The organism is Ornithinimicrobium tianjinense, from assembly GCF_014636495.1.
Lineage (GTDB): Bacteria > Actinomycetota > Actinomycetes > Actinomycetales > Dermatophilaceae > Ornithinicoccus > Ornithinicoccus tianjinensis.
On sequence record NZ_BMEM01000001.1, the window covers coordinates 733,990 to 752,898 of the forward strand.

Consider the following 18,909-nt stretch of genomic DNA (forward strand, 5'->3'; position numbering starts at 1 on the left):
GGGGAGGGTGTCCGCGGCCGGGTCAGCCGACGAACTCGTTGCGGTACTGCGTCACGACGGCGTCGAACGTCTCGTCGCGCTGGAAGCCCAGGGCGAGCGGCCGCTCCACGTCGAAGTCGCCCGGCCAGGAGCCGACGATGTCGTTGATCCGCTGGTCGGGGACCTCGGTCACCAGGGCCCTGGCCTGCTGGCCGCCGACCCGCTCGAGGCTCTCCAGCATCTGGCTCACGGTGACCGTGATGCCCGGCAGGTTCAGGGTGCGCCAGGGGCCGATCTGGTCGCCGTCGACCTCCAGGGCGTGCACGAGGTTGCGGACGGCGACGTCGGGGGAGGAGAGCCACATCCGCGTCTCCAGGGGCACCGGGACCTGGCTCGGCTGGCCGTTGAGGGGCTCGCGCAGGATCCCGCTCGCGAACGAGGACGCCGCGGAGTTGGGTCGCCCGGGGCGCACGGAGATCGTCGGAAGGCGCAGCACGCGCCCGTCCACGAAACCCTTGCGGGAGTACTCGTTGACCAGCAGCTCACCGATGGCCTTGAAGGCGCCGTAGGTCGACTCCGGCCTCGTGGCCAGCTCCTCCGGCACGACGTCGGGCATCGCACCACCGAAGACGGCGAGGGAGCTGGTGAACACGAAGCGAGGAGCGGCCCCGGTGGTGCGCGCGGCCTCGAGCAGGGCGCGGGTGCCGTCGACGTTGACCGTCATGGCCAGGTCGAAGTCCTCCTCCGAGCCGCCGCTCAGCACGGCCGCGAGGTGGTAGACCGCCACGGTGTCGGGCGTGATCACCTCCGCGATGAGCGCCGGGTCGGCGATGTCACCGACGACGGAGCTGACCCGCGGGTCGTCCACGGGGCACTGCGCCAGGTCGAAGGAGACGACCGAGTCGAACGCGAGCGGTGCGCTGCCGGCGTCCTGCCGCTCAAGGAGAAGACGGATGACGCGACTGCCGAGGAATCCGGCACCGCCGGTGACGACGATTCTCATGGGTGCACCTTTCGTGTGCGCTGGTGTTCGGCGACGTCGACGAGGATCAGCTCGACGTCGAGCTGGGCGATGCCGTCCTGGGCGGACTGCGCCAGGGCGGTGTCGGTGACGATGGCGTCGAGCTCGACGAGCCCGGCGGCACGGAGGGCGGCGACGCGGCCGTACTTGCTGCTGTCGGTGAGCAGCACCGACCGGTCCGAGTGGTCCAGGGCCGCTCGCTTGACCACCTTCTTGGCCTCGGTGGGCACGGACAGCCCGCGCAGGTCGAAGGAGGAGGTGGACAGGAAGGCGATGTCGATGTTGAAGCCCGCGATGGCCTCGGCCACCTGGACACCCTCGGTGGACAGGTTGGCGCGGTCCACCCGCCCGCCGGCCAGGTAGAGGTCCCGGCCCTGTGCGTGCTCGGACAGGAAGGTGGCGATGGCCAGGTCGTTGGTGACGAAGGCGAGGTCGGACCGGTGGGCCAGGGCGCGGGCCAGCGCGAGGGTCGTGGTGCCGGCGTCCAGGAGGACGAGGTCGCCCTCCTCGACCAGCTGGGCGGCCCGCTCGGCCGCCGCGGCCTTCTCGTCAGGGTGGATGAGCTCCTTGGTCGTGTGCGGGTCGTCGAGGACGAGACGCTGGGGCAGGCTCACCCCACCGGAGACCGAGACCACGCGCCCGAGCTCCTCGAGGGCGGCGATGTCGCGACGCACCGTCATGTGCGAGACGGCGAGCAGGTCCCGCAGCTCGCTGACGCTCGCCGTGCCCCGTTCCTGCAGCACCCGCAGGATCTGGCGCTGGCGCTCGAGGGGGATCACCGCTGGCCCCCGTCGCGGTAGCGGTCCAGCCACGCCAGTCCCGCCACCGTCCCGGCGGCGGGGTGGTACTCGCACCCGACGTACCCGGCATACCCGACGCGGTCCAGGACGGCGAGGGCGTAGTGGTCGTCGAGCTCGCCGGTGCCGGGCTCGTGGCGGTGCGGGACGGCCGCGACCTGGACGTGACCGATGCGCCCGTCGGCGCGCTCGATCAGGCGGGTGATGTCGCCGTCGGTGATCTGCGCGTGGTAGAGGTCGAGCTGGAGCAGGACGTTGTCCCGGTCGACCGCGTCGAGGAACTCCAGACCGGCGCGCATGCTGCCCAGGTGGTAGCCGGGCACGTCGTAGGGATTGAGCGGCTCCACGGTGATGATCCGGCCCGCCTCCGCGGCGCGGTCGGCGGCGTACCGGACGTTGGACAGGTAGGTCGCGTCCGCGGCCGCGCGGTCGAGGTCGGCCGTGATGCCGGCCATGGTGTGCAGCTTCTCGCAGCCCAGCACCTCGGCATACCTGAGGGCGGTCCCGACGCTGGCGCGGAACTCCTCGACCCGGTCGGGGAGCGCCGCGATGCCGCGCTCACCCGCCGCCCAGTCGCCGGGCGGCAGGTTGAAGAGCGCCTGGGTCAGGCCGTGCTCGCTCAGCCGATCGGCGATCTCCTCGGCGGGGTGCTCGTAGGGGAAGAGGAACTCGACGGCCTCGAAGCCGGCGGCGGCAGCGGCTCCGAAGCGGTCGAGGAAGGGCAGCTCGGTGAAGAGCATGGACAGGTTGGCGGCGAAGCGGGGCACGGCGGTCTCCTCGGGGTGCGGGTGGTCAGGCGGACCGGGTGGCGGTGGCGAAGAAGTCGGGGTCCCCGAAGTTGCCGGACTTCAGGGCCAGCTCGACGCCGCTGCCGAGGGCCCGGACCCACGGGACGCCGGGGGCGATCTGCGGGCCGATCTCGAAACCGGTGACGCCGAGCGCGCCGGTGACCGCGCCCGAGGTCTCCCCGCCCGCCACGACGAAGCGGCGCACGCCGGCGGCGGCCAGCTCCCGCGCCAGCGAGGCGAAGAACGACTCGATCGCGGCGCTGCTGCCCGGCCCGTGCTGCTGCTGGACGCGGGCGACCTCCTCCGGCTCGGCCGTGGCGTAGACCAGCGGCGCCGGCGCGTCTGCCGCTGCGTGCTCGAGCACCCAGCCGTGGACCTCCTCGCGGTAGCCCTCGGAGCCGGTGAGCAGCCGGGTGACGTCGACCGCGAGGGAGGGGGCGAGCTCGCGGTAGGCCGCGACCTGGCGGTTGGTCATCTGGGAGCTGGAGCCGGAGAGCACCACGGTCGGCCCGTCGCCGGCGACCCACGTGGTCGTGCGGTCACCGGCCCCGCCGGAGAGGGCGCGGGCCAGACCGCCGCCCAGGCCGGACCCGCCGGTGACCAGGCGGTAGTCGCTCACGGCCTCCCCGAGGGTGACGAGGTCGGCGTCGCTCACGGTGTCCAGCACGGCATACGAGTGACCGGCGGCGCGGACCGAGCCGAGGGCGGCGCGCACCTGCTCGGCACCGTCCGCGACGGTCGAGGCGTCGACTAGGCCCGTCGTGCCGCGCGACTGGGCGTCCATGAGGCGTACCAGGCTGGAGTCGGTCATCGGGGTGATCGGGTGGTGCCGCATGCCGGACTCGTCCAGCGGCACGTCGCCGACGAAGAGGTGACCCTTGTAGGTCGTGCGCCCGTTGACCGGCAGTGACGGGGCGACGACGGTGAAGTCCTCGCCGAGCTCCTCGAGGAGGGCGTCCGTGACCGGGCCGATGTTGCCCTGGGGGGTGCTGTCGAAGGTGGAGCAGTACTTGAAGAAGTAGCGCTCGGCGCCGGCCGCGCGGAGGAAGGCCAGGGCCGCCAGGCTCATCGACACCGCCTCCTCGGCGGGCACGGAGCGGCTCTTGAGGCTCACGACGACCGCCTCGGTCCCCTCGGGCAGCCGGGTCGCCGGGTCCGGGAGGCCCGTGAGCTGCACGGTCCGCAGGCCGTTGGTCGAGAGGAAGCCGGCCATGTCCGTCCCGCCGGTGAAGTCGTCCGCAATGACGCCGAGCCGCACTGCCATGTGTCTGTCTCCTGGGCCGAGGGCGTCCGCATCCGCGCGGCGCCCGTGAGGTGATGAACAGAAGGTAACAAATCATCACAGTTACTCACAAGTCACCGAACTGACATGCGGTGTTCGCCGGCCCGTATGCCGTTGTCGGTCCGACCTAGGTGGGCGGCGCCGGCGCGTGACCGGCCTCCGTGCGGTGGGCTCCGCCCGGTCCGCGGCGCGCCGTGCTCAGGTCGATGAGTGCGCGACCCGTCTGCTCCTCCCAGGGGTAGACGCCCTGCTCCAGCCCGCTCGCGATGGCGCTGAGGGCCTGGCGGGTCTGGCCCCAGCGACCCACCTCGGTCTCCCACACCGGCGTCAGGTCGGTGGTGACCTCGACGGTCCAGTGACGGCCCAGCGCGACCCTGGCCAGCGCGGCGAAGGGGACCAGCGCGATGACCAGAACGGCTTCCACCGCGAAGGCCAGGAGCGCCACGAGCGCCGGGAGGGCCAGGACGACGCCGACCAACAGGCTGAGGACCTGCACGGCCACCAAAAGCGGCGAGTCGCTGCCGGGCACGTCCCGGCCGATCACCAGTGGTCCTTGACTGTCCTCCCACTCCGGCAGCCTGCGCCGCCTGCGCCACGGCACCCACCGCCGGCTCACGCGCCATACCTGACCCCTCGGATCCCGCACCCGCACGGCCTGCCCCCTTCGTCGTCGGTCCTGCATCCTGCGGACCGACCCTAGCCAGGTCGGGCAGCCCGGGCTGCCGCCTGTCCACAGGCACGACAGCGCCGACGCAGCGGCACCGCCCGCTGCGTCGGCACTGTCCGGGTCGACCTCAGTGCTTGAGGTGGGGCAACCACCGTGGCCCGGTGTGGGCCCCCTCGCCCAGCAGCGCGAGCACGGAGGGCAGGAGCACGCCGCGCACCAGGGTCGCGTCGAGCAGGATCGCGGCGGCCAGGCCGACGCCCATCTGCTTCATCTCCAGCATCGACAGCGTCCCGAAGACCGAGAACACGCCGACCATGACGAGCGCCGCGGCGGTGACGACGCCGGCGGAGCGGGCGACGCCATACCGGATCGCGTCGGTGGTCGAGGCGCCCGCGTCCCGCGCCTCGCGCACCCGGCTGACGACGAACACGTGGTAGTCCATCGACAGCCCGAAGAGCATGACGAAGAGCATCAGCGGCAGCCACGCGGCGACCGTCCCGGTGGTGGTGAAGCCGAGCAGCCCCTCCGCCCAGGTGGACCCGCCGAAGACCAGTTCGAGGATGCCGTAGGCGGCGCCGACCGAGAGCAGGTTGAGCGCGACCGTGGCGGCCGCCAGCGAGAGGGAGCCGAAGGCCAGGGCCATGACGACCAGCGTCAGGGTGAGGACGAAGCCGACGACCCAGGGCAGGCGGCCGTCCATCCAGTCGGTCATGTCGACGTTCATGGCGCTGCCGGCCAGGTAGACCTCGGCGCCCGGCACGTCGGCCAGCTCCGCCCGGACCTGGGGCAGGACGTCCTCGCGCACCTCGTCCACGAGCACGGGGAGCTGGTCGTCGCTGCCGTTGACGTCGATGCCGACGTCCCAGGTCAGCACGGTGCCGTCGGTGGAGACCCTGGCCTCGGGCGCCGTCCCGGTGACGTGACGGACCGCGGTCAGCTCGTCGGCGGCGCCCAGGAGGACCGCCTCGACCTCGTCGGCCGCGCCGGCGGGCACGCTGGCCACGAAGGTGAGGGCCTCCCCGTCTGACGGCACGGCCTTCTCCAGCTGGTGGTAGGCCTGGATCCCCGGCAGGTCCTGCGGCAGGGTCTCCAGGCCGCCCAGCGAGGTCTTCATGCTCAGGGCGGGGGCGGCGAGTGCCAGCAGCACGGCGGCGGACACGGCTGCCCAGGCGAGCGGTCGGCGCGTGACGGCAGCCGCCAGGCGGCCCCAGGCGGAGTCGGGCGACCCCGCGCGGGCGGTCCGTCGACGCGTGAACGGCAGCCGCAGCCACTCGACCTTGTCACCCAGGACCGACAGCAGCGCCGGCAGCGTCGTCACGGCCGCCACGACGGCCACACCGACGACGATCATCGCGCCGATGCCCATCGAGGCGAACATCCCGCCGGCGACGAGCATCCCGGACATCGCGACCACCACGGTCAGCCCGGAGACCACGACGGCGCGGCCGGCGGTCGCGCCGGCGATGCCGATCGAGTCGCGGACGGTGGCGCCGGCAGCGCGCTCCTCGCGGGCCCGACGCAGCACGAACAGCGCGTAGTCGACGCCGACCGCCAGGCCGATGAGCAGCACCAGGCTCTGGCTGTTCTGGTCGACGGGCACGATGCCGGCCGAGACGAGCGCGGTGAGCCCGAGGGCGACGCCGACACTGCCCAGGCCGAGCGCGAGCGGGACGCCGGCCGCGACCACCGCGCCGAAGGCCGCGAGCAGGACCAGCAGGGTGATCGGGATCGCGATCAGCTCGGCGCGCAGGAAGTCGTCACCCAGCTGCTCGTCGACCTCGGCGTTCAGCGAGGCGTTGCCGAACTGCCCGACGGTCAGGTCGGGGTGGTCGGCGGCGACCTCGAGGGTGGCCGCGGAGACGCCCGAGACGTCGACGGCCTCGCCCTCGGCGTCGGCGGTCAGCTCGACCGGCAGCACCAGGCTCCCGTCCTGCCCGGGGAAGGGCGTGCCGACCGCGGCGACCCCGTCGACGCCCTGGTATGCCGTGGCCAGCTCGGTGCCGAGCGTCACCAGCTCCTGCCCGGCCAGCGGCCCGTCGGGATCGGTGACGATGACCATCTCGGTGGGCGCCTCGCCGAAGTCGGCGCCCATCAGCTCAGCGGCCTTCTTCGAGTCCCCCTGCAGGCTGTCCTCGAAGTCGGCGGTGGTGATGCCGACCGACATCATCAGCCAGAGGGCGGCTGCAAGGGTCACCACGGAGGTCAGCAGGACCGCCCAGCGGTGGTCCGCGGACCACAGCGCCAGCGGGCTGCGACGCAGGTCGGGACGATAGGGATCACGGGTCTGGATGTCGGGCTCACGCCGCGCGGACTCCGGCGCAGGCGGTATCAGGATGCTCACAGGTTCACCCTTCCGGTCGCGCGCGCCGTCGTCTGTGCCGCTGGCGCCACGGTCCGTGGCGGGTTTCCGGAAGATCGGGGGTGGGGGCAGCCCCCATCAGCGCACTCCCACCGCGTGCCGGGGGCACCATGGACCCATGGACCTCACCGTCGTCGGCTGCAGCGGGTCGTTCCCCGGCCCGGACTCCCCGGCCAGCTGCTACCTCGTGACCGCCGAGGACGCGGGCCGCACCTGGCGCCTGCTCCTGGACCTCGGGTCGGGCGCACTCGGCGCGCTGCAACGGCATACCGACCCCTGCGTGCTGGACGCCGTGGTCCTGTCCCACCTGCACCCCGACCACTGCCTGGACCTCACGGGGCTGCGGGTGCTGCGCTCCTACGGGCCCCGGCCCGCGACCTCGGACCTGCCGGTCTGGGCGCCGGCGGGGGCCCCGGAGCGGATGGCACGCGCCTACGGCGTGCGGGCGGCCGAGCCGCTGAGGGGTATGGCGTTCAGCGAGCTGGCCGACGGCGTCACCTTCACGGTCGGGCCGTTCACCCTCACGCCGTACGCCGTGGCGCACCCCGTCCCGGCGTTCGGGCTGCGCGTCGAGAGCGGCGGTGCCGTCCTGGCCTACTCCGGCGACACGGACGCCTGTCCCGGGCTGGGCCGGGTGCTCGAGCGGGCCGACCTCGCGCTGGTGGAGGCGTCCTACCTCGAGCGGGAGCAGGCCGACCCGGGCGTCCACCTCACCGCGCGGCGGGCTGCGGAGGCGGCGACGGCCGCCGGCGCCCGTCGGCTGATGCTCACCCACCTGCCGCCCTGGCGCGACCCGGAGGAGGCGCGGGCCGAGGCGTCAGAGGGGTGGCAGGGGGAGGTCGAGCTGGCCCGGTCCGGGCTCGTCACGACCGTCTGAGCCGGTGTCGAGCCGGCGCTCGTGTCGCGCGGGCCGCCGACCTTCCCTAGGGTGAGGCCGGTGGCTTGTGATGCAGGTCACGAAGCGAGTCCTCGAAGGAGAGACACATGAATACCTGGCGTGACTACGACTGGGTGGGCCTGCTGGAGAAGGTAGGCATCGCCCTCGTCATCCTCATCGTCACCTGGATCGTCGCCCGCGCCGTGCGGTGGGCGATCACCAAGCTCGTGGGCAGGGTCAGATTCCTGCAGCGCGAGTCGCACGACGGTGAGTCGCTCGGGGAAGCCATCGGATCGATCGCATCGTTGCTGGTGTGGTTGTTCGGCCTGATCGCGGTGCTCCAGGTGTTCGCCCTGGACCGCGTCCTCGCGCCGATCCAGGGGATGCTCGGCAGCATCCTCACCTACGTCCCGAACATCATCGGCGCCGGCTTCGTCTTCTTCATCGGCTTCGTCATCGCCAAGATCGTGCGCCAGATCACCGAGACGGCTCTCGACTCGGCCGGTCTGGACCGGGCGGTCGCGCGGCTCAACGAGCGCGCCGCCACCGAGGGTCTCACCGACGCTCCCGGCGCCCCCGGCGCCGCGACCTCGACGGGCGCGCCGGTCACCACCGGCACGGCGACCGGCACCTCCACCCGGCTGTCGACGATCCTGGCCAACCTGCTCTTCGCGGTCATCCTCATCGTCGTCGCGATCGCCTCGCTGCAGATCCTGGGCATCTCGGCGATCTCCGAACCGGCCGAGAGCATGCTCACCACGATCCTCGACGCGATCCCGCGCATCATCGCGGCGGCGCTGCTGCTGGGGCTGGGCTACGTCATCGCCCGGTTCGCCGGCCAGCTGCTCGAGTCGACCCTGCGCGGGCTCGGCGCGGACCGCACCATCGCCGGTCTCGGCATCGTCCCCGAGGGCCGCAGCGCGTCGGCGATCATCGCCCGGATCGCCCAGCTCGCCATCCTGCTGTTCTTCGCGGTCATGGCCGCGCAGCTGCTCAGCTTCCCGGCGATCACCAACATCCTGGAGGAGATCCTCAGCCTGGGTGGCCGGGTGCTCTTCGGCGGTGCGATCATCGCCGCCGGCGTGATCATCGCGGGCCTGCTGCGCCGCACGATCGGCACCGGCACGGCCGGCAACGTCATCTACTGGTCCACCACCGCGCTGTTCGTGGCCATGGGCCTGAAGTACATGGGCATCGCCGACTCGATCATCAACCTCGCCTTCGGTGCGGTCGTCGTCGGTGCCGCGGCCGCCGCCGCCCTGGCCTACGGCCTCGGCGGGCGCGAGGCGGCCGCCCGGTCGCTGAACAAGATGGAGGCCAAGGTGGACACCAGCACCGACCCGGTGCCCCGCGGCCCCCAGGTCTGACCGGTCTGACCGGTCTGACCCAGGGGTGACAGCCGCCCCCACCTGAGGACGCCCCCGGACCTCGTCCGGGGGCGTCCTCCTGCCCGGTGCCCGATCCGCAATCCCTGCGAGGCTCCCGGTCGTACCCTCAGACGTGGCCTCCGTCTCCCGTGCCGACCGCGCGGCCGACGCTGCTCTCCTCGCCGGGCTGGCCCTGGACGACCCGGCGGTCTCGGCGGCGTTCGTCCGGCGCTTCCAGGCGCCGGTCTTCGGCCTGGCCGTCGGGATCACCCGTGACCCGGCCCTGGCCGAGGACGTCTCGCAGGAGGTCTTCGTGCGCGCCTGGCGCGCCGCCTCGGGGTATGACGTGCGCCGCGCCTCGGTCCTCACCTGGCTCCTCACCATCACCCGCAACGCCGCGATCGACGCCGTCCGGGCGCGGCGCAGCACACCGACGGAGGACGACATCCTTGACCAGCTCGTGCACGAGACCACCGTCGCCGCCCCCGACCTGCAGGAGAGCGCGGTGCACCGGCTGGAGACGGAGCAGGCGGTGCGACGCCTGCACGAGCTGGCCCCGGAGCAGGCCCGCGCGGTCGTGCTCGCGGTGCTCGGCGGCTGCACGGCGGCGGAGGTCGGGGAGCGGGAGGGGATCCCGCTGGGGACCGCCAAGACGCGCATCCGGACCGGACTCCGCAGGCTCCGCGCAGCGATGGAGGTGGACCGATGAGCGGATGGCAGCGTCCCGACGTGGTCGAGACCGTGCACCCGGAGGAGGACCAGCTGGTCGAGCTGGCGCTGGGTCAGGTCCCCGAGCCCGCTCGCGGCGAGCTGACCGACCACCTGGCGGTCTGCGGCAGCTGCCGCCGTCACTATGACGACCTGGCGGGCGCCGTGGACCTCGTCCTGCCCGCCGTCCCGCGGGTCGCCCCTCCCGCCGCCTTCCTCACCGGCGTGCTCGACCGGCTGGAGGCGGAGCGAGCCTCGCTGCAGACCAGCTCCACCGCTGGCTCCTCCTCGTCCAGCTCCACCGCCACCACCACCACCACCGCGCGGCCCACCCGCAGGCACCTGCTCTGGGCGGCAGCCGCCGGCGTGCTGGGGCTGGCCGCAGGGGCAGGGGCGACGGCCTCGTTCCTGCGCGACGGGGACGAGCCGAACCCGTGGGTCGCACCGCTCATGGCGGGGGAGGCGCACGTGGGCAGCGTGTCGCGCAGCTATGCCGCCGACGGCTCGATGCTCGTCGTCGACCTCAGCCTGGCCCGGACCGAGGGGAGATGGACGTGCCGGCTGATGATGGCCGACGGCACCTCCGAGGACGTGGGCACCTGGCGGCTGGCCGAGGGCTCCCCGCGGTCCTGGATCGTCAGGGACCCCGGTCCGACCCTCGAGGCGGTCGAGCTCGTCCGCGCCGACGGGACGGTCTGGGCCCGAGCGCAGCTGTGAGGCAATCCGGACCGGGCGTGGCGACGTAGTACTCACATGGACAGCTCCCAGGGCCACCACTTCCTCAGGCACGCGGTCGGCCTGGCCCTCACGGTCGGGCTCCTCAGCTCCTGCGGGGGCGGTGGTGGTGACGACGGTGCCGACGACGGCGGCTACGGCGCGCCGGCCTCGACGGCCGCGGGCCCGACCACCGACCAGGCGACCGACCAGGCGACCGACGACGCCACCGACGAGGCCACCGACGACGACATGGCGGCACCCGTGACCGTCGTCATCTCCGACTTCGCCTACGACGTCCCGGACGCCGTCGCACCCGGTGCCGAGATCACGGTGCGCAACGACGACAACGTCGGCCACACGGTCACCTCGGACGACGACGGCGCGACCTTCGACGTCGCGGTCGGACCGGGCGAGGAGGTCACGTTCACCGCGCCGGACGAGCCGGGTGACTACGACTTCTTCTGCCGTCCTCACCCGAACATGACCGCCACGCTCGTCGTGGAGGAGGGCTGAGATGACCACCGCCACCCGCACGACCGCGTCGTCCCGCACCACCGAGCTGGTGATCAGGGCCGTCGTCGTCCTCGGCCTGGCCGCCGACGCCTACATCCACCTCACGATGGCTCCCGTCATGGACCTCGCCGCCCCAGGTGGCATCGGAGCCGGCAACCTCTTCCGCATCCAGGGCGGGGTCGCCGCCGCGGCAGCCCTGCTGGTCCTCGCCCTGCCCCGGAGGTGGACCTACCTCGTCGCCGTCCTCGTGGGTCTGTCCGCACTCGTCCCGGTCCTGCTCTACCACTTCGTCGACGTGCCCCCGATCGGCCCGATCCCGCGCATGTACGACCCGCTCTGGTCCCCCGAGAAGTCGTCAGCACCGTCGGTGAGGCGCTCGCGGTGGGCTTCGGCCTGTGGGGCGCTCGCCTGGTCGCCCACCCGGCGCGGCACGGGGCCGGTGTGTCGGAGCGCCACCAGCCGTGACCCGTCCCCGCCTGCTCGACGCGCTGTGCGGCGTGGCCGCAGGAGCCGTCACCCTCGGCGCCGCCGAGCTGCTCGCCGCGCTCTGGACGCAGTGGCTCGGCTCGGTCGGCACGCCCTCCCCGTTGCTCGCGGTCGGCGGGGCCTTCGTCGACCGCACGCCTCCGTGGCTCAAGGACTGGGCCGTGGCCACCTTCGGCACGGCCGACAAGCTCGCGCTCGGCGTCGGTATGGCGCTCGCGCTCGCCCTGGTCTGCGCCCTGCTCGGCCTCCTTGCGGCCCGACGGCGCGGCCCGGGGCTGAGCCTCTTCGTCCTGGTCGGGATGGTCGGCGGCGCCGCCGTCCTGTCCCGCCCCGGTGCGGCACCGCTCGACGTGGTGCCGACGCTCGTCGGGGTGCTCGCGGGGACGTGGGTCCTGTCCTGGCTGCTGGCCACAGGGGGGCCGTCCCCACGGGACACCGCTTCCTCTCCGGCCGGCCCGGACGGACTCTCGCGACGGGGGCTGCTCACCTCGGCCGGCGCACTGACGGCACTGGGTGTCCTCGGCGTCGTGGCCGGGCAGGCGTTGTCCGGGGTCGCCCGCGGGGCCCGCGCGGCCGCCCGTGCCATCACGCTCCCGGTCCCCACCCGGAAGGTGAGCGTCCCCGCCGGTGCCGCGAGCGACGTGGCCGGCCACTCGCCATACCTGACCCCCAACGCCGAGTTCTACCGGATCGACACCGCGCTGCGCGTGCCGAGGGTGGACCCCGCCGAGTGGCGGCTGAGGGTCACCGGGCTCGTGGAGCGCGAGATCGAGATCTCCTGGGAGGACCTGCTCGCGGAGGAGCACGTCGAGGCCCTCGTCACCCTCACCTGCGTCAGCAACGAGGTCGGCGGGGACCTGGTGGGCAACGCCCGCTGGCAGGGCTGGCCCGTCCGTGAGCTCCTCGCGCGCGCAGGGGTGCGGCCCGAGGCGGACATGGTGCTGTCGCGCAGCGTCGACGCGTGGACGGCGGGGACACCGCTGGAGGTCCTCACCGACGACCGGGACGCGCTCATCGCGGTGGCCATGAACGGTGAGCCGCTGCCGCCCGAGCACGGCTTCCCGGCGCGGCTGGTCGTGCCGGGGCTCTACGGCTACGTGTCGGCGACCAAGTGGGTCACCGAGCTCAAGGTCACCCGGTTCGACGCCGACGAGGGCTACTGGACGCCGCGCGGCTGGTCGGCGCTCGGCCCGGTCAAGACCGCGTCGCGGATCGACGTGCCGCGCCCGGGCGCCGCTCTCGGGGCGGGCGAGGTGGTCGTGGCCGGGGTGGCCTGGGCCCAGCACCGGGGGGTCTCGGCCGTCGAGGTGCAGGTCGACGGGGGCCCGTGGTCGCGGGCCGAGCTGCTCGAGGAGCCCAGCGTGGACGCGTGGCGGCTCTGGCGCTGGACCTGGCCGGACGCGGCGCCGGGCGAGCACGTGCTGCGGGTGCGTGCCACGGACGCCACGGGCGCGCAGCAGGTCGAGCAGCCCGCCCCGCCCGCGCCCGACGGTGCCACGGGGTGGCACCAGGTGCGGGTCAGCGTGAGCTGACGAGCTCCCGGGCCGCGTCGCCGGCAGCGTCGCCGCCCGCGGCGTCCTGCGGGCCTGTCCGCACGGCGGCTGCCGACCCCGGGCGGGCGTGCGCGCGTCGCACAGGCGCCGCTGCCGCGAGCGCGAGCCCGAGCGCGAGCACCGTGGCGCCCACGGTCACCGCGAAGGCGGGCCGATGACCGCCGAGGTCGGCGAGGCGTCCGGCGAGGGCGGCGCCGACGGCATACCCCGTCCCGGTCGCGGCGGCGAGCAGCGTCATGGCGGCCCCGAGCCGGCGCGCGGGCGTGAGTCGCTCGGCGAGGGTGAAGGTGGTGATCATCGTCGGCGCGACCGCGAAGCCGAGGCCGAGGAGGGCGACCGCGAGGGTGCCCAGACCGTCCACCGCGAGCAGCGGGACGGCCAGCACCACGAGGGCGAGGGTGAACCAGCGCAGCCGGGTGGGGTAGCCGACGCGCTCGGGCACCGCGACCACCGCGAGCCCGGCGAGCACGCTGCCGACTCCGAGGAGCCCGTGCAGCAGCCCGGTGAGACCCGGCTGACCCGCCTGGGTGGCCAGCACGGACGTGCCCGTCTGCACCGAGCCGAAGAGCATCCCGAGCGTCAGCTGGGTCGCCGCCAGGATCAGGAGCGCCGGGGTGAGCAGCCGGTCCCGGCCGGCCGTGGAACTGGGGGCCCGGCCGACGAGAGAGCTCGTGGGGTGCACCGCGAACCACGTGCCGAATGCCCCGAGCAGCACGGCCGCGACCACCAGCGAGGTCACCGGAGCGGCCACCGCGGCGATGACGCCGACGAGCGCCGGGCCGAGCACGAAGGAGGCCTCGTCGGCCGCGCCCTCGTAGGAGAACGCCGCGTCCATCACCCGCGGGTCGTGCGCGCGGGACGCGCGGCTGATCGGCCGCCACCGCACGCGTGCCATCGTGCCGACCTGGGGCACGAAGGCCCCGCCGAGCGCGGCCACGACCGGCAGCGGCCACCATGCCGACCCGGCCTCGTGGGTCCCGGTGAGGAGGGCCAGCACGGCCAGGCCGAGGGTGCCGAGCACGCTCTGGACGAGCAGGACCGGACGCTGACCGAGCCGGTCGCTCAGGGCACCGGCCAGCGGGGCGCCGACCGCGTTGGCCACCGCGAGCGCACCGGCGGTCACACCTCCGGCGGCGTAGGAGCCGGTCGCGGCGGACACCGCGAGGAGGCTGGCGATCTGCGACATCGCCAGGGGGATGCGCCCCAGGAAGGCGACGGCGACGTAGAGGGGCCCGGTGAGGGCGAAGAGCTGTCGGTAGGACTGGACGGGAGACACGGGGTACGCCTTTCGCGCGGTCCGTCATGGACGTGCGCGCCGTCCCAGCCACCCGGCACGCGAAACCCTTGTCAACCCCTCAAGTGTACCCCGCGTCAGGCGATGATCCGGTCGCCGCTCACGCCCCGGCCGAGGTCCTCCAGGCGCACGCGCCCGCGGACGACGTCGTCCCACGCGGCGGCGAGCCGCCCGGCCACGCCGGCCAGCTGCGCGGCCGGCAGCGAGTAGGGCAGCCGCACCCACCCGTCCATCCCGCCGGCCGGCGCGAACGTCGGCCCCGGTGCGAGCACCACCCCGTGCCGACGGGCGGCCACGGCGAGCCGGGTGGACCCTGGCCGGGGGAGCGCGCACCACAGCGCCATCCCGCCCGTGGGCACCCGGACCCGCCAGTCGGGCAGCTGCACGGACAGCCCCTCGAGGAGGACGTCACGGCCGGCTCGAAGGCTCGCGCGCCGCTCGGCGACGATCTCGTCGTAGCGGTCGAGCAGGTGGCACAGCACGAGCTGCTCGACCACGGGCGCGCCGAGGTCGAGCCGCAGCCGGCTGGAGGCGAACTCCTCCACGCGCGAGCGCGGGACCCGCAGCCAGCCGATGCGCAGGCCGCCCCAGAACGTCTTGCTGGCGCTGCCGACCGTCACCGCGGTCGGCAGGTGGCGGCCGAGCGGCGCAGCAGGCACCTCCTGGCCGTCCAGCGGCAGGTCGACGAGCGACTCGTCGACGACCGCGACCACGTCGTGGGCCCTGAGCACGCGGGCCACCTGGACCCGCTGCTCATCGCTCATCAGGGCGCCGGTCGGGTTGTGGAAGTCGGGGATCAGGTATGCCGTCCGCGCGCCGCTCGCGCGCAGCGCGGCAGCCAGCCCCGGGACGTCCCAGTCGTGGGTGAGGTGGTCGATGGGGTGAGGCACGACACGGGCGCCGGCGCCCTGGAGCGCGGCGACCGCGTTGGGGTAGGTCGGGCTCTCGACGAGGACCGGGGCGCGACGGCGGACGAGCGGGCCGCAGGCGGTGGCGACGGCGGCCAGGGCCCCGGCGGTCACGAGGACCTGCTCGGGGTCGGTGGGCAGGCCGCGGCGGGTGAACCTGGCGGCGATCCGCTCGCGCAGGGCGGGCAGCCCGCCCGGGTAGTAGCCGGTGCCCGGAAGGTAGGCGGGCAGGTCGGCCATCGCGCGCTCGAAGGCCTCGGTGAGCCCGGGCGGGGCGCCCTGCGCCGTGCACGTCAGGTCCGCGACGTCGGCCCCGTCGAGGCTGCTCGGCGCGAGGAGGTGGTCGACGCGTCCGCCGGGCACGTCCGGGACCCGGACCAGACTGCCCGAGCCGCGGCGGGTGACGACGTAGCCCTGGTCGCGCAGCTCGGCGTAGGCGCGGGTCACCGTGGTCCGGCTCAGGCCCACCGGGCCCGTGAGGTCGCGCTCGGAGGGCAGCCGCGTCCCCTGCGGGAGCCGCCCGTCGACGATCGCCTGCCGCAGCGCGTCGGCCAGGCGCGCGTAGGCAGGACCTTCGCCGCGGCCGGGTCCCTCGAGGTGCTGGCCGACGAGCGAGGCGACGCGGGAGGCGGTGAGCGCGAGCGGCATACCGCCAGCATGACGGAAGGTGGACTGGTCGTCCATAGCCACTTCGTGGCCACCGGCCACCAAGTGGCTATGGATCACGGGGCCAGTTGCCGCGCACAGTGGTCTCATGAACGCTGTGACCATGACCGCCGAGCGGGCCCGGGCCCGCGCCGCCGACCCGCGACGCCAGCTGACCCGCCTGGGCCCGCTGGACCAGCTGCGCGCCGGCCGGCTGGCCCGCCGGGTGCCTCAGCTGCTCGTGGGGCTCGTGCTCTACGGCGTCTCGATGGCCCTGCTCGTGCGCGGCACGCTCGGCGTCATGCCGTGGGACGTCCTGCACCAGGGCGTCGCGCGCCACCTGCCGCTCACGTTCGGGCAGGTGGTCATCGCCGTGTCGGTGGTCGTGCTGCTCCTGTGGATCCCGATCCGCCAGGCCCCCGGGCTGGGCACGATCGCCAACGCGGTGCTCATCGGCCTCGTCGTGGACCCGGCGATCGCGATGGTCCCCGAGGTGGAGGGCCTGCCGGCGCGGGCCGCCCTGGTCGTCGCCGGGCTGCTGCTCAACGGCGCGGCCACCGCGATGTACATCGGCGCCCAGCTCGGCCCCGGCCCGCGCGACGGCCTGATGACGGGCCTGGCGCGGCGGACCGGCCGCTCGATCCGGCTGGTGCGGACCTCGCTCGAGGTCGCCGTCGTGCTGCTCGGCTGGGCGCTCGGCGGCGTGCTCGGCATCGCCACGGTCGCCTACGCGCTGCTCATCGGCCCCATCACCCAGGCGATGCTGCCGTGGTTCGTGGTGCCGCTCGAGGGCGACAGCTGAGCGGGAGCGGCATACCGTTGAGGGATGGCACCGAAGAAGAGCGACACGGCTCGGGACCCGGGCCCGAGCGTGAAGGACCCCGAGGTCTACGAGGCGCTGCGCGACGACGGCGCGAGCAAGGAGAAGGCGGCGCGGATCGCCAACGCCGCGGCCGCCAGCTCGCGGAGCGAGGTCGGCGAACGCGGCGGCGAGGCCGAGAACTACGAGGACCGCACGGTCGAGGAGCTCCGCAGGCGGGCCGCGGAGCTGGACATCGAGGGCCGCTCCTCGATGGACAAGGCCGAGCTCATCGACGCGCTGCGCAACCACTGACCCACCGCGCTGCGCATAGGCTGGGCGCATGACGACCGGAACGCGCCACGACGGCCGCACGCCCGATCAGCTCCGGGAGATCCGGATCACGCGCAACTGGCTCGACCACGCCGAGGGCAGCGTGCTCGTGGAGTTCGGGAAGACGCGCGTGCTGTGCGCCGCGTCGTTCACCGCCGGCGTGCCGCGCTGGCGCCAGGGCTCGGGCAAGGGCTGGACGACGGCCGAGTACGCCATGCTGCCGCGCTCCACGCACACCCGCTCCGACCGTGAGTCGGTCAAGGGCCGCATCGGCGGTCGCACGCACGAGATCAGCCGGCTCATCGGCCGCTCGCTGCGTGCCGTGGTGGACCTGGAGGCCCTGGGGGAGAACACCATCCAGCTCGACTGCGACGTCCTCCAGGCCGACGGCGGCACCCGCACCTCCGCGATCACGGGCGCCTTCGTGGCGCTCGTCGACGCCGTCGAGGCGGCCCGCGCCCAGGGCCTCATCAAGGCCGACGCCGAGCCGATCACCGGGTCGGTCTGCGCGGTCAGCGTCGGCGTGATCGACGGGGAGGCCGTCCTCGACCTCGACTACGAGGAGGACGCGGGTGCGGACACCGACATGAACGTCGTCATGACCGGTGACGGCCGGTTCGTCGAGGTGCAGGGCACCGCCGAGGGCGTGCCCTTCGACCGCGAGCTGCTCGACGTCCTGCTCGACCTGGCGTCCGAGGGCTGCGCCGAGCTCACCGCGCGCCAGGAGGCCGCGTTCGGGGCCGACGACATGGGCGGTTCCGACGCGCACGAGGCCGGCGCGGACCTCGACCAGGGCCCGCCGACGTGGTGAGCAGCGCTCCCCGGATCGTCCTGGCCACCCGCAACGCCCACAAGGTCGTCGAGCTCCGCGAGATCCTCACCGACGCACTCGGGCGCACCGGTCTCGAGCTGGTCGGGCTGGACGCCTTCGAGGGCCTCGAGGACGTCGTCGAGTCCGGCGTCACCTTTGCGGATAACGCCCTGCTCAAGGCGAGGTATGCCGCTGCCGCCACCGGCCTGCCCGCGCTCGCCGACGACTCCGGCCTCGCGGTCGACGTCCTCGGCGGCGCGCCCGGCGTGTTCTCGGCACGCTGGTCCGGACCGCTGGCGGACGTGACGTCCACGTCCCGGGACGAGGCCAACAACGCCCTGCTGCTCGCCCAGCTGGCCGACGTGCCCGACGAGCACCGCGGCGCCGGCTTCGTCTGCGCCGCGGCGCTCGTCCTCCCTGGGGCCGCCCCGGGCTCGACCGGTCAGGAGGTCGTGCGGGAGGGCAGCTGTCGCGGGCGCGTGGCCCGCGAGCCACGGGGGAGCAACGGCTTCGGCTACGACCCGCTGCTGGTGCGCCCCGACGGCCGCACCCTCGCCGAGCACTCCGCCGAGGAGAAGAACGCGATCTCCCACCGGGGGCAGGCCTTCCGCAGCCTCGGTGAGGACATCGTCGGACTCCTGGGCCAGGCCTAGGCAACATTCGCGCCGCGCTGGACACTGATCGGACAGCGGTCCACGGAGCGCACGAGTGCCGCTCCCCGCGAACGGAGGAGTCGCCATGTCGCGACAGACGGTCTACGCGGTCCTCGGTGGTCTGGTCCTGCTCGTCCTCGGAGGTGTCTTCGGGCTGCTCACGGGCATCAGCGTCGGGGGCAACTACCTGTCCGGTTTCGAGTTCGCCGGCCAGCGGGGCTACGAGGCGACCGGCACCATCGGTCTGTGGGTCGGAGCGGGCCTGGGACTGATCCTCGGCGTGCTGGGTGGTCGCTCTCTCGCACGGCGACACCGGGCGTCGTAGCCGGACCGGAGGAAGGTCACGCCCAGG

19 protein-coding genes are annotated in these 18,909 nt (G+C 73.8%); 11 read left to right on the forward strand and 8 right to left on the reverse strand.

Translation table 11 applies throughout. From position 1 onward, the window contains the following. Nucleotides 1-22: 22 nt before the first annotated feature. From denD to IEV65_RS03485, 6 genes are all read right to left on the reverse strand, one after another. Nucleotides 23-982, reverse strand: a complete 960-nt coding sequence (gene denD / locus IEV65_RS03460) for a D-erythronate dehydrogenase (RefSeq protein WP_188428191.1) — start codon at nt 980-982, stop codon at nt 23-25. Continuing rightward, nucleotides 979-1,779, reverse strand: a complete 801-nt coding sequence (locus IEV65_RS03465; protein ID WP_188428192.1) for a DeoR/GlpR family DNA-binding transcription regulator — start codon at nt 1,777-1,779, stop codon at nt 979-981. The genes denD and IEV65_RS03465 overlap by 4 nt, the downstream gene beginning before the upstream one ends. Then, entirely contained in the window at nt 1,776-2,564 is a 789-nt protein-coding gene (gene otnI / locus IEV65_RS03470) for a 2-oxo-tetronate isomerase (protein ID WP_188428193.1), read from the reverse strand. Before otnI ends, IEV65_RS03465 begins: the two co-directional genes overlap by 4 nt. Before the next feature lie 25 nt (nt 2,565-2,589). Then, nucleotides 2,590-3,849, reverse strand: a complete 1,260-nt coding sequence (gene otnK / locus IEV65_RS03475; RefSeq protein WP_188428194.1) for a 3-oxo-tetronate kinase — start codon at nt 3,847-3,849, stop codon at nt 2,590-2,592. A 145-nt stretch (nt 3,850-3,994) separates the two neighbouring features. Then, nucleotides 3,995-4,411 (reverse strand): hypothetical protein, encoded by a 417-nt coding sequence (locus IEV65_RS03480; RefSeq protein ID WP_188428195.1) that lies wholly within the window; start codon nt 4,409-4,411, stop codon nt 3,995-3,997. Between the two features lie 250 nt (nt 4,412-4,661). Beyond that, nucleotides 4,662-6,875 (reverse strand): MMPL family transporter, encoded by a 2,214-nt coding sequence (locus tag IEV65_RS03485; protein WP_188428196.1) that lies wholly within the window; start codon nt 6,873-6,875, stop codon nt 4,662-4,664. Between the two features lie 136 nt (nt 6,876-7,011). On the opposite strand from IEV65_RS03485, the gene IEV65_RS03490 reads away from it, so the two are divergent. The 6 genes from IEV65_RS03490 (at nt 7,012) to IEV65_RS03515 (ending at nt 13,093) form a co-directional block, all read left to right on the forward strand. Then, on the forward strand, nt 7,012-7,770 hold the full coding sequence (locus IEV65_RS03490) for an MBL fold metallo-hydrolase (RefSeq protein WP_188428197.1): 759 nt from the start codon (nt 7,012-7,014) through the stop codon (nt 7,768-7,770). 107 nt (nt 7,771-7,877) lie between these two features. Further along, nucleotides 7,878-9,137 carry a mechanosensitive ion channel gene (locus IEV65_RS03495; protein WP_188428198.1) on the forward strand — a complete coding sequence of 420 codons (1,260 nt, stop codon included), beginning with the start codon at nt 7,878-7,880 and terminating at the stop codon, nt 9,135-9,137. A gap of 133 nt (nt 9,138-9,270) precedes the next feature. Continuing rightward, nucleotides 9,271-9,846 (forward strand): RNA polymerase sigma factor, encoded by a 576-nt coding sequence (locus IEV65_RS03500; protein WP_188428199.1) that lies wholly within the window; start codon nt 9,271-9,273, stop codon nt 9,844-9,846. Then, nucleotides 9,843-10,562, forward strand: a complete 720-nt coding sequence (locus tag IEV65_RS03505; RefSeq protein WP_188428200.1) for an anti-sigma factor — start codon at nt 9,843-9,845, stop codon at nt 10,560-10,562. Before IEV65_RS03500 ends, IEV65_RS03505 begins: the two co-directional genes overlap by 4 nt. A 36-nt stretch (nt 10,563-10,598) precedes the next feature. Then, the gene (locus IEV65_RS03510; protein ID WP_188428201.1) at nt 10,599-11,075 is read left to right on the forward strand and encodes a cupredoxin domain-containing protein; all 477 of its coding nucleotides are present in this window, start codon (nt 10,599-10,601) and stop codon (nt 11,073-11,075) included. 461 nt (nt 11,076-11,536) lie between these two features. Next, the gene (locus IEV65_RS03515; RefSeq protein WP_188428202.1) at nt 11,537-13,093 is read left to right on the forward strand and encodes a molybdopterin-dependent oxidoreductase; all 1,557 of its coding nucleotides are present in this window, start codon (nt 11,537-11,539) and stop codon (nt 13,091-13,093) included. On the opposite strand, the gene IEV65_RS03520 is transcribed toward IEV65_RS03515, so the two are convergent. Both IEV65_RS03520 and yczR read right to left on the reverse strand, forming a co-directional pair. Beyond that, nucleotides 13,080-14,390 carry an MFS transporter gene (locus tag IEV65_RS03520; RefSeq protein ID WP_188428203.1) on the reverse strand — a complete coding sequence of 437 codons (1,311 nt, stop codon included), beginning with the start codon at nt 14,388-14,390 and terminating at the stop codon, nt 13,080-13,082. The two genes, IEV65_RS03515 and IEV65_RS03520, sit on opposite strands and share 14 nt — an antisense overlap. A 95-nt stretch (nt 14,391-14,485) precedes the next feature. Continuing rightward, nucleotides 14,486-16,000: a MocR-like transcription factor YczR gene (gene yczR, locus IEV65_RS03525; RefSeq protein WP_229734847.1), complete on the reverse strand. Its 1,515-nt coding sequence runs from the start codon at nt 15,998-16,000 to the stop codon at nt 14,486-14,488. Between the two features lie 70 nt (nt 16,001-16,070). On the opposite strand from yczR, the gene yczE reads away from it, so the two are divergent. From yczE to IEV65_RS03550, 5 genes are all read left to right on the forward strand, one after another. Further along, a complete protein-coding gene (yczE, locus tag IEV65_RS03530; protein ID WP_229734849.1) occupies nt 16,071-16,763 on the forward strand; it encodes a membrane protein YczE in 693 nt (230 codons plus the stop codon). Between the two features lie 24 nt (nt 16,764-16,787). Continuing rightward, on the forward strand, nt 16,788-17,075 hold the full coding sequence (locus IEV65_RS03535; RefSeq protein ID WP_188428205.1) for a DUF7218 family protein: 288 nt from the start codon (nt 16,788-16,790) through the stop codon (nt 17,073-17,075). A gap of 28 nt (nt 17,076-17,103) precedes the next feature. Continuing rightward, nucleotides 17,104-17,904, forward strand: a complete 801-nt coding sequence (gene rph, locus IEV65_RS03540; RefSeq protein ID WP_188428206.1) for a ribonuclease PH — start codon at nt 17,104-17,106, stop codon at nt 17,902-17,904. Beyond that, nucleotides 17,901-18,557, forward strand: coding sequence for an RdgB/HAM1 family non-canonical purine NTP pyrophosphatase (gene rdgB, locus IEV65_RS03545; protein WP_188428207.1), 657 nt, complete (start codon nt 17,901-17,903; stop codon nt 18,555-18,557). Before rph ends, rdgB begins: the two co-directional genes overlap by 4 nt. Before the next feature lie 85 nt (nt 18,558-18,642). After that, on the forward strand, nt 18,643-18,882 hold the full coding sequence (locus tag IEV65_RS03550; protein ID WP_188428208.1) for a hypothetical protein: 240 nt from the start codon (nt 18,643-18,645) through the stop codon (nt 18,880-18,882). Nucleotides 18,883-18,909 lie beyond the last annotated feature (27 nt).